Genomic DNA, 14,771 nt, shown 5'->3' on the forward strand with positions numbered 1-14,771 from the left:
TCCTGAATAATTACAGCCCGAGTGCGGGCAACAAATCGTTAAAATGATCAAGCGTGATGTCGGGCTGACTGGTGGCAATAGGCTCACCGTAGTTATAGCCGTAAGTCAGGCCAATGCAGGGACATCCTGCCGCCTGCGCGGCTTGAATATCATTGCGTGAATCGCCAACAAATACCAACTCTCCCGGTAGCAAACCAAACTTGCCCAAAACCAGAAACAGCGGGGCCGGATGCGGTTTCTTTGCCACCACATCATCGCCACCAATAATCAGGGAAAAGTAGTCGGCAATACCGAGCGATTGCAGCAGTGGAGCAACAAACGGAGTGGGCTTATTGGTGACCAGCGCCATCGGCAGGTTATGTGCGGCCAGCGCGGCCAGCGTCTCTTTGACGCCAGGATACAGCAGGCTGCCACCATCTACGCTCTGTGCATAGTGTTTATCCAGCAGCACCCGCGCATCAGACAGCAGGGCGCTCTGTGGGGCATGGCCCAGCGCCCAGGTCAGAGCGCGCTCGATCAGAATATCCGCCCCGTTGCCAATCCAGGTTGATACCCGCTCAACACCCGCGATGGGTAGGTTCAGCTCATTGAGTGCGCTATCAACGGCACTCGTCAATCCTGGGGCGCTATCGGTCAGCGTGCCATCAAGATCAAACGCGAGGGCACGGACGTTAGTGAAATGACCCATGACGAGACTTCTCCAGTTCGGTGCGCATATCATCGATCACTTTTTTGTAATCGGGATGACCAAAAATGGCTGAACCGGCAACAAACATATCGGCACCCGCTGCGGCAATCTCACCAATGTTGTCCGCTTTGACGCCGCCATCCACTTCCAGGCGAATATCATAGCCGCTCTGATCGATTAGCTTACGTACCTGACGCAGTTTATTCAGGGTACCCGGAATAAATGACTGACCACCGAAGCCCGGGTTCACGGACATCAGAAGGATCACATCCAGCTTATCCATCACATAATCAAGCACGCTGAGAGGGGTTGCCGGGTTCAGCACCAGGCCCGCCTTGCAGCCCTGCTCTTTAATTAATTGCAGTGTGCGATCAACATGCTCGGAGGCTTCTGGATGGAAGGTGATATAGCTGGCACCGGCCTTGGCAAAATCAGGTATCAAACGATCAACCGGTTTGGCCATCAGATGGACATCGATCGGCGCAGTCACGCCATAATCGCGCAGGGCTTTTAACACCATCGGCCCCATCGTGAGATTGGGAACGTAATGGTTATCCATCACATCAAAGTGAACCACATCACCGCCAGCAGCCAGTGCTTTAGCAGTGTCTTCGCCCAGGCGGGCAAAATCTGCGGAAAGAATTGATGGGGCAATTAAAAACTGTTTCATCCGTTTCTCCCTGGTTGTGCCTGAGTTTCAGGCGTCATCACCGGCCAGTATACAACGCCAGTAATTCATTGACCTTACTTCGCGTGTTGCCACTGCGGCTGATCGAACGGCGCACTTTGATTTCATGCAGGATAGCGCCCTCGTACCACTGACGTGTTAGCGGCGTATCGTGGTTCGAGATCAGCACGGTAATGCTCTGCTCGTTGGCCAGCATCGTAGCCAGTTCGACCAGATGTTGTTGCTCACGCATGCTAAAGCTGTTGGTGTGGTACGCCGTAAAGTTAGCGGTCGTGGAGAGCGGTGCATAGGGTGGATCGCAATAGACCACTGCCCCCTTTTGCACTTTCCCCAGCGTAACATCGTAAGATTCACAGACAAAAGTCGCCTGCTGGGCCCGTTCGGCAAACCAGTAAATTTCATCTTGCGGAAAGTAGGGTCTGCGATAACGACCAAACGGCACGTTGAACTCACCGCTCAGGTTATAACGGCACAAACCGTTGTAACAATGGCGGTTGAGGTATAAAAACAACACCGCTCGTCGGTAATCATCGCGGCACAGATTAAACTCTTTGCGATAGGCGTAGTACACCGCCGAATCATTCGTTTCAGGAACGAAGAGCATGCGCACATCTGCCACGAATTCATCCGTGCGTTCTTTAACGATGTTATAGAGGTTAATCAGATCGCTGTTAATGTCTGCGAGAATGTACTTTGAGTACTGGGTGTTAAGAAATACCGAGCCCGCCCCTACGAAGGGTTCGATCAAACAGTCCCCTTCAGGGAGATGGCGTCGGATATCATCGAGCAACGGGTACTTGCCACCTGCCCACTTCAAGAAAGCGCGATTTTTTTTCATGCTGTCGTTAATTACTTTTACTCATCAGGCTGTGGTTACACCGACAGCATATCTGCGCTTTGAATGCTCTGCGTGCCAGCGGCACGCACACACACTAAGGATACGCCGGGTTTCCCCGGCGGGGTGTTATTTACCCGCTTCTTTTTTTACCTGGCTCACCGGTTTTACCCAAGGGTTCTGAGCACGAACTTCCGCCGGTAGAGAGGCAACAGCGCGTTTAGCATCACCTGAAGTCGCATAAGAGCCACTCACCAGTACATACCAAGGCTGTCCGTTACGCGTGGTCTGATAGACATGATAGCCACTCAGATTTTGTTTTTTCGCCCAGGCATTCAACGTGTCTGAACGCGATGCACTGCTGAGTTGCAGCGTAAAGTTACCGCCGGGGGTGCTACCGCTACGCGCGGCTGGCGTACTCTGACTGGCTGTAGTCGCTGGTTTACTTTCTTTCGCCGCAGGCTTACTGGCAGCAGGCGTATGGGCCGCCGCCGGTTTATTCTGATGCGTTGCCGTCGGACGTGGAGCCGTAACAGGTTTGTTGCTTGCCTGGCGCGGAGTTTCTGCCCCTGGTGCTACTGTAGCAGCCGCCGTTGGCAATGAAGACTCTCCCTGACCTGCCTGTGCTGCAGCATCAACCTGCCCTTGCTGGTCATTCAAAGCTGTATTCAGATCGCCTGGCAGCTCAACACGCTGTTGATTCGGCGGTGTCTGCACTGGCTGTGCTTCTGTCGGCGTTGGGGAAATCGGTGGAACACCCACATTCTGTGACGAAGCCGACTGAGTATTATTCGCGGTTGTACCGGTTTCAGACGTAGCTGGCTGGCCTGACTGGCCGCTCATTGAAGAGGACCCGGAGAGATCGATATTCTTTTCACCACCGGCGTTACCCGCAGGCGTTGCAGGCTGTTTCGCACTGCTGTTATCAGGTGATTTCAATGCAGACCCAATACCTAACACAAGCAGCAGCAGAACCAGGATACCAATTCCCATCATCATATGCTGTCGGGATACAGGGATTTTTGGTGCAGACGACGTTTTGCGGGACCGCGTTGGTCGGCGGTCGCTGGTGTCAGGTTTTAACTCGTCTTCCGGTTTAAACTCGTCCATTTAACCTCCTCCCATAGAGCGGCAATGCCGTTCGAACCCTTGAACGGCGATACATCAGAATAGTAGCCAGGAGACCTGGTTACAGATAATCGCTATGGCTTCAGACAATCCTGAATGGATGCAAGAACCATATCATGTGGTACTCCGCTGCGCACTTCGGCTTTGCCGATGGCCAGGGGAAGAATCAGACGCAGCTTGCCAGCCAGGACTTTTTTATCACGCATCATATGTGGCAGGTAGTCAGCCGCCGCCATACTTTCTGGCCCATGTACCGGTAACCCGGCACGCTGTAACAACGTGATAATACGGTCTGTATCTTGCGAACTGAACTGACCAAGACGTTCAGCGTTGCGTGCAGCCATTACCATCCCGGCTGCCACCGCTTCGCCGTGCAGCCAGTTGCCGTAACCCATATGGGCTTCAATGGCGTGACCATAGGTATGCCCAAGGTTCAGCAACGCACGCTGGCCGTGCTCATGTTCATCTGCTGCCACCACTTCTGCTTTCAACTCACAGCAGCGGCGAATACAGTACGCCAGCGCCGTGCCATCCAGCGCCAGCAAGGCATCCAGATTGTCTTCAAGCCAGGTGAAGAATTCACCGTCAAGGATGATGCCGTATTTGATCACTTCCGCCAGACCGGAAGAGAACTCACGCGCTGGCAGGGTATTCAGACAGTCAAGATCCACCACCACCGAGGCAGGTTGATAAAATGCCCCGATCATGTTTTTACCCAACGGATGATTGACGGCAGTTTTCCCCCCCACAGAGGAGTCAACCTGCGACAACAGCGTGGTTGGGACCTGGATAAAGCGTACGCCACGCTGGTAGCTGGCGGCTGCAAATCCGGTTAGATCACCAATCACACCGCCACCCAGTGCCACCAAAGTGGTATCCCGGCCATGAGGCCTGGACAGTAATGCGGTAAATACCTGATCCATCACGGCCAGCGATTTAAACTGCTCACCGTCCGGCAGAATCACCTGATCGACCACCACGCCCGCGCCCTCAAGGCGTGAACGCAATGGTTCCAGATAGAGAGGAGCCAGCGTCTGGTTGGTTACCAGCATGACCTGATCGCCCGCTTTAAGCGGCCAAAAAGAAGCCGGATCTGCGAACAACCCGGCGGCGATGGTAATGGGGTAACTGCGATCCCCAAGAGTTACGGTAATCCTCTCCATGACGCTGTATCACCTTTTTTGCTGTGCCCACAAGTGGGCCGTCAGAGCCTGAATCAGCTCTTTTCCAACATATTGATAATTTGATTAGCCACCACTTTCGCACTTTGATCGTCAGTACGAATGGTTACGTCGGCAATCTCTTCATACATCGGATTGCGTTCATCGGCTAATGCTTCCAGCACTTCACGCGGTGGAGAATCCACCTGCAACAGCGGACGTTTTTTGTCGCGCTGAGTACGTGCCAGTTGCTTTTCGATAGTCGTTTCAAGATAAACCACTACGCCACGGGCGGAGAGACGATTGCGCGTTTCGCGCGACTTGACGGAACCGCCACCTGTCGCCAGCACAATGCCCTGCTTTTCAGTGAGTTCATTGATGATTTTTTCTTCGCGATCGCGGAAGCCTTCTTCGCCTTCGACGTCAAAAACCCAGCCCACATCCGCTCCGGTACGTCGCTCAATTTCTTGATCGGAATCGAAAAATTCCATATTGAGTTGTTGAGCTAACTGACGCCCAATAGTGCTTTTGCCGGCACCCATAGGCCCAACCAGAAAGATATTGCGTTTCTCTGCCATTTTTTCGGTATTACTAAGACAATTCGTTGATGATACCCCGCCTTAAACCAGGCAGGACATGAACTGAAACCTCATGAGCGATAGTGCGAGAGTCAGACGAAAATTATCTCAACACTGAAGGTGTTTTGGCAACCGATTAAATTTACCTTGCCCATTGCACGCAATATTTTGGCGCGTTTCAGTCCGCTTCATTTATCAGCCGGATGTGGTTGCATCGGCTACGCCGGTTGCGCACGATAAAAAACGGTTAAAAAGCATTCGCTGCTAAGGGCACCTGGCCCGTAATTCAAAATCGCTAAACCTTGTAAGCTAATTCCGTCCTTGCGTCAAACCCAACTGTCAGCAATTCCGGAAAAAACATGCAGGTGTTACAGTTTGCCTCAAAAATCGCATTAATCGCTACGAATCAGTCTCGGTGTGATGAAGATCACCAATTCACGCCTTTTTTGTTCACGTACATCGTGACGAAACAGGCCACCCAGTAGCGGAATATCGCCCAGAAAAGGCACCTTAGTGCGCCCTGTGGCGCTCTGTTGCTGAAAAATCCCTCCCAGCGCCAGCGTCTGCCCATCCTTCAACATCACTTGGGTATCAATCTCCTGTTTATCGATGGTCAGGACCTCGTTTTCACCGCTTCGCATATTTTTTCCGGGTACATTTTGAGAAATATGCAGTTTCAGTAAAATCCGACCGTTAGCCTGTACCTCTGGCGTGACTTCCATCGCCAGCATCGCCTCTTTGAACTCCATGGTGGTCGACCCCCTATTTCCACTGGCAACTTCGTAGGGAATTTCCGTACCTTGTTTGATACTGGCCGTCTGCTGATGCGATGTGAACAAGCGTGGGCTGGCAATAATCTCGGCCTGCTGCTCTCTTTCCAGCGCGCTCAGCTCAAGATCCAGCAACTGACCATCCAGTTTTGCCAGCGTCAAACCCACCATACCTGCCGGGCGACTGACGCCAAGATCCACTCTCAGCTGGCTGCTACGCAGCGCCTCTGCCACCTGTTCAGATCCACTTAGCCCCCAGTTAACCCCTAATTCACGCAGATTCTCTTCACTGATGGTGACGATATGTGCTGCCAGCTCAATCTGAGCCAACGGCACATCCAGCTGGCGCACCCAACGTTCTGCCTGATCGAGGGCACTTTCAGTATCACGTAATAACAAACTGTTAGTCCGGCTATCCAGCGTAATGCTGCCACGCGCGGTCATTAATCGGGCGCGCTCATTTTGCAGGCTGCCGTTGACCGCTGCGGCATCGGCATGCTGGAGAGTGAGCGTACGATTATGCAGGGGGAGCGTCTGTTCCTGAGCTTCACGGCGTGCGGCCGTTTTTCGCTCCTCCTCTTGCTGCCAGCTCTCCGGATAAATCAGCATCACGTTGCCCTGTTTTTCCATTGTCAGGCGCCCCATTTTTAACACCAACTGTAAAGCCTGCTGCCAGGGCACGTCTTTCAGCCGAAGAGAAAGCGTGCCTTCAACCCCCGGTGCTACCACCAGGTTGAGCTGCTGGTAATCGGCCAGCGCCTGCAATACCTGCCCGACGGGAGCGGCGTCAAAAGCGAGAGAGAGGGGAATCTGGCTGGCTGATAACGGGCTTATCAGCGCCAGCCAGAGGTAAATTATCCTGAGCATGATGTCGTCCTTTTAAACCCAGCCGCCGTGACGGCGGGCAGTCCTGTAAAGTCGTGATCGTGACAGTCTGAGCATCAATCTCCGCGATACGCCACTCCGTGCCGGGTAATGGGTCGCCAGTCTGCCGCCAGAGCAATTTATGTTGAGACGAGACCAGCCACGCGTCATAGCGGCCCTCTCGGCCAATCAGTCCCAGTAAACGCCAGGTGAGTTCCGTCTCTGCAACGGACGCGCAACGCTGGACGTTCAGAGGAAAAAAGGGATCGCGCGCCCACACGTTACACATCAACAACAGCAATCCCCAGGCCAGCTTAATTTTCATCCGTTAACTCCATGACCAGGCGCAATTGCTGTTCCTCACGTTGCAGTTTGAACTGGGAAAACAGTAACGTGGGCTGAAGCGCAGAAAGATAATCCAGCAGCGCAATAAATTGTGGCCAGTTCAGCATCAGAGACAGCTCACCGCCCTGCCCGGCAGGGTGCCAGTATTCCAGTACCGCACCGCTGGCTTTGAGCAGGTCAGGCAGTAAAAAAGGCCGGATGACGTCAGAGGTAAGCCGTGCCTCGATCTGTTCTGTCTGCTGCTGCACGGTGGCAAGTGCGGGCATGGCGCGGAGTAATTGCAGCTGCTGACGATAACGGTGTGCCAGCTGCTGCCACTGCTGTTCGCCCTGCTGCTGCTTTTGTTTTATCGGATGCCACCAGGCGCCCCATAACAGCATCGCCAGCAACAGCGCAGCGCCACAAAAACTGCCCAAGCGTATCCATGCCGGCATTTGCAACCAACCGATCAGCCAGCGGTGCATCATTCGTCGGCACCAGGAGACAAAAACGGTAGTGCCTGCATATCAAACGTCATTTCGCCCGTGCGAACACGCTGGACTGCCCCCAAATTGACCTGTTTAAACAACGTGACCTCGCGTAATCTGTCACGCAACTGGTGCAGTTCCTGAATGCTGGCCGCCACTCCGCGTAACACCAGTTCCTTGCGGGTTTTATGCAACACGCTCAGCCAGGTATCCGGTGGAAAGTGCAGGCCAAGACCCCGCGCGAAATCACGCCACTGGGTCATCTGCTGTTGACGGTGCATGAGGTGATGCTGCTGACGTTGCAAGGCGCTGAGCTGCTGTCGTGCGGCCTGCGTGCGTGCACTCAGGGCCTGCACATCGTTTAGCGCGGCGCTCCACAGACCCTGCGTGCGATTCTGCTGGTGATTGAGACTGCGCTGCCAGTATCCCTCCAGCATCAGCATGGAAAACACCAGAACTAAAACGCCCCCTGCCAGACGCCAGACGCGCCAGCGCTTCTGCAATTTCACCTGCCGCCAGGGCAATAAGTTCACCCATACCATCAGCAATCCTCCGGGCGTAATGCCAGACCGGTTGCCAATGCAAAAGCACCGTCATACACGGGCAACGGCGGCTGATAACATTGCACTGCGGCCAGCGGCGACAAGGCGAAGGTGCCTTCCGGCCGCTCTTCTGCCAGCACAGAGCTGTACCAGACTGAGTGGCTGCCTTGTAAATATCGCTGCTGTAGTGCGCTAAAATCGGCTGCATCTTCCAGTGAACACCAGCCCCAGGCATGAACACCCGACTGCGGGGCATACCACAGCCAGTGATCGTTCAGGCGGTGCACCAGTGCGGCGGACGCCTCCAGTGACAGTCCACGAGCCAGCGCATACAGTGCCGCCGGAGTCAGTTCCAGAACATCGGGAGCCAGCGAGGCCTGTTGCAGGCAGTCTACCCAATTTTGTAGTGCATCCTGGCGTGCCGCCGTCAGATACATCGCCCCGTCAACGTCATCACTACCACGGTAATCCAGCGCCAGCGCTTCGGGTGCGATAGGGAAAAATCGTCTCGCCGCCGCCATGATGTAACTGTTACGATCGGGCTCACGTAATCGTAAGGCAGGCTTCGCCAGTTGGCGCTGCATGACGAGCTGCGGGGGGAAGCCGACCCGCAGTGAAATGCGAGCAGGAAGATGTTTACGCCAGCGTTGCAGTAATGCCACAACATCGTCCGGGCGTTGCACCAGGCCATTTCTTAACGTATCTTGCGGCAACGTATGCTGCCACCAATGACGTAGCTGCCAGCCGTTTCGACGGCGCTGGATGCCCAGGGCGCAGAGCTGCCCGTTTTGAATATCCAGCCCGACTTGCCATGTCTTAAAAGCCATTGCGCGATCTCCTTATCGTCTGTTGAAAAGGACGTATCCAAGGTACAGGCTTGCCTTTATACTACCGCGCGATTGTTTATAAACTGCCCAACCGACTTTAAGTGGGAAATATCAGGTGAAGTTCGTAAAGTATTTATTGATCCTTGCAGTGTGTTGCATCTTGCTGGGAGCTGGCTCGATCTATGGTTTGTACAAATACATAGAGCCACAGCTCCCGGATGTCGCCACGCTGAAAGATGTGCGTCTGCAGACGCCAATGCAGGTCTACAGTGCCGATAACGAGCTTATCGCACAGTACGGCGAGAAACGCCGTATTCCACTGACGCTGCAACAAATCCCACCGCAAATGGTGAAGGCCTTTATCGCGACGGAAGACAGCCGCTTCTATGAACATCATGGCGTCGACCCGATTGGTATTTTCCGTGCAGCCAGCATTGCGCTGGTTTCCGGTCATGCGTCGCAGGGGGCCAGTACCATTACCCAGCAGCTGGCACGTAACTTCTTCCTCAGCCCGGAACGTACACTGATACGTAAGGTCAAGGAGGTGTTCCTCGCCATTCGCATTGAACAGATGATGAGCAAGGACGAGATCCTTGAGCTGTATCTGAACAAGATTTACCTCGGCTACCGCGCCTATGGTGTTGGCGCTGCGGCACAGGTCTATTTTGGTAAAAGCGTTGATCAGCTGTCACTGAGTGAGATCGCCATGATCGCCGGCCTGCCAAAAGCACCGTCGACATTTAACCCACTCTATTCTCATGATCGTGCCGTGCAGCGTCGCAATACCGTTCTGGCACGTATGCTTGACCAGCACTACATCACGCAGATGCAGTATAACGAAGCGCGCAGCACACCACTGGTGGCGAACTATCATGTGCCGGAAATTGCTTTCTCAGCGCCGTATCTGACTGAGATGGTGCGTCAGGAGATGATCAAGCGCTTCGGTGAGAACGCCTACAACGACGGTTATAAGGTCTATACCACCGTCACCCGTAAGCTCCAGTTGGCGGCACAGACATCGGTTCAGGACAACGTTATTGCCTATGATATGCGTCATGGTTATCGCGGTCCGGCCAGTGTGCTGTGGAAAGTGGGTGAGCAGGCGTGGGGCCACAGCGAAATCATGAAAACGCTGAAGTCTTTACCGGTGTACGGTCCGCTGTTCCCGGCAGTGGTTACCACCAGTAATAGCGAGGAAGCCACGGCCATTATGCGTGATGGCAGCAGCGTTGCGCTAAACCTCGCCAGTGTTCGCTGGGCCCGCCCGTTCAAGTCAGACACCTTACAAGGTGCCACACCGCGTTCGGTGAGCCAGGTATTGCAGCCTGGTCAGCAGATTTGGGTACGCAAAGTGGATAACGACTGGCAACTGGGCCAGGTGCCGGATGTGAACTCCTCACTGGTATCGCTCGACCCACACGATGGTGCCGTGCGCGCACTTGTGGGCGGTTTTGACTTCAATCTGAGCAAGTTTAACCGTGCAACCCAGGCGTTACGCCAGGTCGGTTCGAATATCAAACCGTTCCTGTATACCGCAGCAATGGACCGTGGTTTGACGCTGGCATCTATTCTTAACGACGTGCCGATTTCTCGTTGGGATGCAGGTGCCGGTGCTGACTGGCGTCCGAAAAACTCACCCAATACCTACGCGGGTCCCATTCGTCTGCGCCAGGGGTTGGGTGAGTCGAAGAACGTTGTGATGGTGCGCGCCATGCGCGCCATGGGCGTCGACTATGCGGCCGAATATTTGCAGCGTTTTGGTTTCCCGGCACAGAACATCGTCCATACGGAATCACTGGCGCTGGGATCGGCCTCCTTCACCCCATTGCAGATGGTACGTGGCTACTCTGTGATGGCGAACGGCGGCTTCCTGGTTGACCCGTACTTCATCACGCGCATCGATGATGAGCAAGGCAACCACGTCTTCGAAGCGAAACCGAAAGTCGCCTGTGCAGAGTGCAATCTGCCGGTGATCTATGGCAACACTCAGAAGGCCGTCGCACTGAGTGAAGACAGCGTAGAAAACGTGGCGGTATCGTCGGAAGGTAACAATGTTGCCGTACCACAACCGCAGCTGGAGCAGGTTCCACAGCAGGGTCAGCAGGATGGCCAGCAGCAATATGCGCCACACGTGATCAACACCCCGCTGTCATTCCTGATTAAAAGTGCGCTGAATTCGAATGTGTTTGGTGAGCCAGGCTGGATGGGCACTGGCTGGCGGGCTGGCCGCGACCTTAAACGTAACGATATCGGTGGCAAAACCGGTACCACTAACAGCTCAAAAGATGCCTGGTTCTCCGGCTACGGGCCGGGGGTTGTCACCTCGGTGTGGATCGGTTTTGACGATCACCGCCGTGACCTCGGACGCACCACGGCTTCCGGGGCGATTAAAGATCAGATATCAGGCTACGAAGGCGGTGCCAAGAGCGCACAGCCAGCATGGGATGACTATATGAAATCCGCGCTGGATGGTGTGCCGTTACAACCATTGACGCCGCCAGAAGGCGTAGTGACGGTCAATATCGACCGCAGCACCGGCAAACTGGCGAACGGTGGCGGCAATAGCCGCGCGGAATACTTCATCAACGGCACCCAGCCGACTGAATATTCCGTACATGACGTCGGAACCACACTGATGGACAACGGCGAAAGCCACGAGTTGTTCTGATACAAAAATGCCGGGCAATTGCCCGGCATTTTTTATTTCAGGTCAGTCAACCACACTCACCCGTTACGATGGCTCACATCAGTAACTCAGCCGGCCTTGCTTCACCAGCCATTCACGGACCAGAAACAGCGCACTGACGTTACGCGATTCGCGAAAATCAGGTTCATCCAGGAGCGCCAGCAAATTATTTAGCGGCCAGCGCAGTTGCGGTAATGGCTCAGGTTCATCCCCTTCCAGTTGCTCAGGATAAAGTCCCTCTGCCACCACAATGTTCATCTGACTGGAAAAATAGGACGGCGCCATCGTCAGTTTTCCCAGTGTCTCCAACTGATGAGCGCCAAACCCGGCCTCTTCTTTTAGTTCACGATTGGCGGCTTCAAACGGCGTTTCGCCAGCATCAATCAATCCCTTCGGGAACCCCAGCTCATAGCTTTCCAGCCCGACAGCATATTCCTGAATCAGAATCAGATGATCGTCGACAATCGGTACGATCATAACCGCTTCACGGCCAGAGGAACGCATACGTTCGTACACACGGCGCGCACCGTTGCTGAACTCCAGATCAACGGCTTCTACCGTGAACAACCTGGAGCGCGCAACAGCTTCAACTTTGTGGATAGTAGGTTTTTGTAATTGTCTGGTCATCATGGCCCCAGCGAAAAGCCGAATAAGGTTAACGTCATGCCCGGTGCAAACACGGGTGTGCTATTGTCCATTGTGCGGCAGGTGCCGCAGGAATCCAATCATCGCATGAATCATTTTACTTTTTTATAACAAATCCTTGTTAATATGAGGAAAATCTTTTAAAGAATGTCAATTGAACGACTAAAAAATAGGATTATGCCGATATCTGTTATGGCAAATGCCTGGTAACATCACCCCCGGCCATGCTATACAATTATTCTAATTTTATGATTTTTAGCGCTATTTTTAATCACACAGTGAATTGCCTATTCTGTCTTCACTCGCCATTTTTGGCTGGTATTGACCCACCATCTTATGCGAGAGAAATGACAGGAGCATCGTGGCAGGAATGAGGGGAGCATGAGCACAATAGTCATCATATTGGCTGTAATGCTGGCCTGCTCGGTGACGGCAGGTTGTTTTTTTTGGTACGCTATGCGGCATCGCCCGCCGTTGGCGAAACCACTGCCATTCATTAGTCCCCCTTATCGCAAACTGAGCGAAGAAGAACGCACAGCTGTAGAACGCTACGTCTCCATGCTGGCTAATAATCAGCATGATACCCAGCCAACCGGTGCCAGCAGCTCACCCGAACAACTGGTTCTGACATCTCAAAGCAACAATGTTTATCCCGTCACTCGCTCCATCACCCGCTACGGACTCTCCACCGACGACCAAAATAAATGGCGCTACTACCTGGATGCGGTTGAAGTGCATCTGCCCCCACTGTGGGAGCAGTACATTGCGGAAGAGAACTACGTTGAGCTCATTAAAACGCAAACGATCCCGCTGGTCATTTCACTCAATGGGCACTCACTGACTCAATATCGTTGGGAATCGCCTGCACTGGTGCCGATGGTACGCGCGACCGGGCAAAATGCCTCTATCCGCAAAGAAGAGGGCGAGAACGTTGAGCTTCTCAGCGTTCGCAAGGAGAGTCTGGAAGAGTATGCATTGAGCAAACCGGATGGCACCCGGGAAGCCCTGCTTATCAGCACGGGATTACTGCTGTTTTTCATCAGCCTCGTGGGGCCGGTTGTTCTGATGCCCTGGCTGATACTGGCGGGTATCTGCATGATTTTATTCAGCATCTGGATGCTGTACCGCCGCCCCACAGAGAAAGACCTGCGTGACATCCACTGCCTGCGCGGCGCACCGAAACGCTGGGGCTTATTTGGCGAATCCAACCAGGGTCAGGTCAGTAACATCTCGTTGGGTATTATCGATTTGATCTATCCGCCACACTGGCAAAGCTACGTAGCCCAGGACCTGGGTCAAACTACCGACGTTGATATCTATCTTAACCGCCAGGTCGTTCGCCAGGGACGTTTCCTCTCCCTGCAGGATGAGGTGCGTAATTTCCCAATCCAACGCTGGCGTAAAAATGTTGTGCTGGCTGCGGGTGCGTTGTTAGTGCTGGTACTGCTGATTTCCTGGATCCCCCTGAGCATGCCACTGAAGTTGAGCCTGGCATGGATTAAAGGCACGGAAAGTCTGCAGGTCACGCAGGTGAGTGACTTAGAAAACGTTGCCCTGCATGTAGGCGACAGCCTGAAAGTCAAAGGCACGGGGATGTGTTCGATTCCAACCACCTATCAGGGCAACCGCAGCTATGACTTTATGCCGTTCGACTGCTCTGCGGTCTACTGGAACAACGCTGAACCCCTGCCCCTGCCGCAGTCCGATATTATCGATAAAGCCACTGCACTGCTGGATACCACCCGGATGCAGCTTCATCCGCAGACCAGCACCGACCCAAAACTCAATCCGCAGCTGGCCACCGCCATTCAAAAGTCAGGCATGATCCTGCTGGATGACTTCTCCGATATCGTGCAAAAAACCCAGGATTTGTGCAGCCAGGAACAGGACTGTGTGCGTCTGAAAAATGCGCTGGTCAACCTCGGCAATGCCAAAGACTGGCAGACGCTGGTGCATCGTGCCAATTCTGGTGCACTCAACGGCATGAACGTGCTACTGCGCCCGGTGAGCGCCGAAGCGCTGGAAAACCTGGTCAATACCGCGACGTCCTCTTTCTTCTACCGAGAAACACGCCGTGCCTCAGACGCGCTGAACAGCCCTCCTCCGGGTGGTTTCCTGATCCTCAGCGATGAAGGCCGCCAGTTGGTGAATCAACCCTCCCCGGCGGCATCACTGTTTGATTACAACGCGCCTGACCAATGGCCAGAACTGCAACGTCTGGCTGGTATGCTGCTGCACACGCCGTTTAAGGCTAACGGGATCATTACCAGCATCACCACCGATGCCAACGGTACGCGCCATATCGCACTGCACAGCGAGCCGGATACCATCACATTATGGCACTACCTCGGCAGCAGTTTGCTGTTGCTGTTGCTTACTCTGATTCTGGTCATTAACACACTACTGGCGCTGCGTCGCATCCACCGTAATCGTCTTCGGATGATGGAAATTCATCAGTATTACGACAAATGCCTCAACCATTCGCTCAACGATATACAGACCGTGCGGCCGATGTTCTGACCCCATCGCATCTGTGCTATTTTTAATA

Annotated in this window: 14 protein-coding genes; 2 read left to right on the forward strand and 12 right to left on the reverse strand. The window is 53.9% G+C overall.

What is annotated here, in order from left to right; translation table 11 throughout:
- Positions 1-10 precede the first annotated feature (10 nt).
- From WH277_RS23305 to pilM, 11 genes are all read right to left on the reverse strand, one after another.
- Entirely contained in the window at positions 11-688 is a 678-nt protein-coding gene (locus WH277_RS23305; protein WP_167864262.1) for a phosphoglycolate phosphatase, read from the reverse strand.
- Positions 672-1,358 (reverse strand): ribulose-phosphate 3-epimerase, encoded by a 687-nt coding sequence (gene rpe, locus WH277_RS23310; protein WP_133846669.1) that lies wholly within the window; start codon positions 1,356-1,358, stop codon positions 672-674. Before rpe ends, WH277_RS23305 begins: the two co-directional genes overlap by 17 nt.
- A 37-nt stretch (positions 1,359-1,395) precedes the next feature.
- Complete coding sequence (dam, locus tag WH277_RS23315; protein ID WP_133846668.1) at positions 1,396-2,214, reverse strand: adenine-specific DNA-methyltransferase; 819 nt, start codon at positions 2,212-2,214, stop codon at positions 1,396-1,398.
- 126 nt (positions 2,215-2,340) lie between these two features.
- Entirely contained in the window at positions 2,341-3,321 is a 981-nt protein-coding gene (locus tag WH277_RS23320; RefSeq protein WP_133846667.1) for an SPOR domain-containing protein, read from the reverse strand.
- 92 nt (positions 3,322-3,413) lie between these two features.
- Positions 3,414-4,502, reverse strand: coding sequence for a 3-dehydroquinate synthase (aroB, locus tag WH277_RS23325; RefSeq protein ID WP_133846666.1), 1,089 nt, complete (start codon positions 4,500-4,502; stop codon positions 3,414-3,416).
- Positions 4,503-4,555: 53 nt separating this feature from the next.
- Entirely contained in the window at positions 4,556-5,077 is a 522-nt protein-coding gene (gene aroK / locus WH277_RS23330; protein ID WP_048917675.1) for a shikimate kinase AroK, read from the reverse strand.
- 392 nt (positions 5,078-5,469) lie between these two features.
- A complete protein-coding gene (gene hofQ / locus WH277_RS23335) occupies positions 5,470-6,714 on the reverse strand; it encodes a DNA uptake porin HofQ (RefSeq protein WP_133846665.1) in 1,245 nt (414 codons plus the stop codon).
- Entirely contained in the window at positions 6,635-7,036 is a 402-nt protein-coding gene (locus WH277_RS23340; protein ID WP_133846664.1) for a HofP DNA utilization family protein, read from the reverse strand. Before WH277_RS23340 ends, hofQ begins: the two co-directional genes overlap by 80 nt.
- Positions 7,026-7,523, reverse strand: a complete 498-nt coding sequence (locus WH277_RS23345) for a HofO family protein (RefSeq protein WP_159337851.1) — start codon at positions 7,521-7,523, stop codon at positions 7,026-7,028. Before WH277_RS23345 ends, WH277_RS23340 begins: the two co-directional genes overlap by 11 nt.
- Entirely contained in the window at positions 7,520-8,065 is a 546-nt protein-coding gene (locus WH277_RS23350) for a PilN domain-containing protein (protein ID WP_339507130.1), read from the reverse strand. Before WH277_RS23350 ends, WH277_RS23345 begins: the two co-directional genes overlap by 4 nt.
- Positions 8,065-8,892 (reverse strand): pilus assembly protein PilM, encoded by an 828-nt coding sequence (pilM, locus tag WH277_RS23355; protein ID WP_133846661.1) that lies wholly within the window; start codon positions 8,890-8,892, stop codon positions 8,065-8,067. The genes WH277_RS23350 and pilM overlap by 1 nt, the downstream gene beginning before the upstream one ends.
- Positions 8,893-9,007: 115 nt before the next feature.
- Between pilM and mrcA the strand changes: the two genes are divergently transcribed.
- Entirely contained in the window at positions 9,008-11,560 is a 2,553-nt protein-coding gene (gene mrcA / locus WH277_RS23360; protein WP_133846660.1) for a peptidoglycan glycosyltransferase/peptidoglycan DD-transpeptidase MrcA, read from the forward strand.
- Between the two features lie 78 nt (positions 11,561-11,638).
- Here the strand turns inward: mrcA and nudE are convergent, their stop codons facing one another.
- Complete coding sequence (nudE, locus tag WH277_RS23365) at positions 11,639-12,205, reverse strand: ADP compounds hydrolase NudE (RefSeq protein WP_133846704.1); 567 nt, start codon at positions 12,203-12,205, stop codon at positions 11,639-11,641.
- 399 nt (positions 12,206-12,604) lie between these two features.
- Here nudE and WH277_RS23370 point away from each other — a divergent pair, with 399 nt between their 5' ends.
- On the forward strand, positions 12,605-14,743 hold the full coding sequence (locus WH277_RS23370) for an intracellular growth attenuator family protein (RefSeq protein ID WP_339507133.1): 2,139 nt from the start codon (positions 12,605-12,607) through the stop codon (positions 14,741-14,743).
- Positions 14,744-14,771 lie beyond the last annotated feature (28 nt).

Source organism: Erwinia sp. MYb416 (assembly GCF_037479575.1).
Classification (GTDB): domain Bacteria; phylum Pseudomonadota; class Gammaproteobacteria; order Enterobacterales; family Enterobacteriaceae; genus Erwinia; species Erwinia rhapontici.